This is a genomic window from Vibrio sp. 10N.222.49.C9, from assembly GCF_041474985.1.
Classification (GTDB): Bacteria; Pseudomonadota; Gammaproteobacteria; order Enterobacterales; family Vibrionaceae; genus Vibrio; species Vibrio crassostreae_C.
In genome coordinates this window covers 1-390 of sequence record NZ_JBFRVD010000494.1, presented here as the reverse complement: position 1 = coordinate 390, position 390 = coordinate 1, and the positions used below count along the sequence as shown (strand labels likewise).

The following is a 390-nucleotide window of genomic DNA, read 5'->3' as shown; positions in this document are numbered from 1 at the left end:
TCCAAAAGCAGTATTGATGTCTCGCTTTGAGCTTTCTGAGATTCAAGCGGACGCAATCTTAGACACCAAATTACGTCAATTGGCGAAATTGGAAGAGTTTAAGATCCGCGGTGAGCAAGATGAGCTAGAAAAAGAGCGTAAGCAGTTAGAACTATTACTGGGTTCCGAACGACGCATGAATACCCTTCTTAAGAAGGAGCTTCAAGCGGATGCTGATAAATTTGGTGACGATCGCCGCTCTCCAATTGTTGAGCGTGCAGAAGCAAGAGCACTGACAGAGAAAGATCTACTACCAAGTGAACCTATCACTGTAGTCTTGTCAGAGAAGGGCTGGATTCGTCATGCCAAAGGTCATGAAGTTGATGCTTCTACCCTGAACTATAAGTCTGG

The 390-nt window shown here is 44.9% G+C and carries 1 protein-coding gene; it reads left to right on the top strand.

The window, feature by feature from the left end; all coding sequences use genetic code 11:
* Positions 1-390: DNA gyrase subunit A (locus tag AB4585_RS24150; protein WP_372171289.1), on the top strand; the 390-nt coding region annotated here is incomplete at both ends.